The organism is Vibrio sp. 10N.261.51.C6 (genome assembly GCF_041471785.1).
Lineage (GTDB): Bacteria > Pseudomonadota > Gammaproteobacteria > Enterobacterales > Vibrionaceae > Vibrio > Vibrio crassostreae_C.
Genome location: NZ_JBFRPB010000104.1, coordinates 1 through 241, shown reverse-complemented (window position 1 = coordinate 241; position 241 = coordinate 1). Strand labels below are relative to the sequence as shown.

General features: G+C 53.1%; 1 pseudogene. It reads left to right on the top strand.

Going from position 1 to position 241, the window contains the following annotated elements:
- Nucleotides 1-205 (top strand): annotated as a pseudogene (locus AB4375_RS21110) (hypothetical protein); the annotation flags it as partial.
- Nucleotides 206-241: the final 36 nt, after the last annotated feature.

The following is a 241-nucleotide window of genomic DNA, read 5'->3' as shown; positions in this document are numbered from 1 at the left end:
ACAAGGTGTAACGGAGCGCAATGCGTGGAAGGTAGCGATGTCAGATAAAGGGTGGTGGCACTTGGCCTTAACGCCGCAGTTAAATCACGCCATGCCAATAAAATGGTTCGAGGAGTTGGGCCTGTACTCATTGGGAGATGGGTATGAGTCACTGAAAATATATTCGGAACCGCCGTATGCGACCCACGCTTGTACGGTGGTGTGAGAGGACGGAGGCCGTGAGGCCTCCTCCTACTCGATT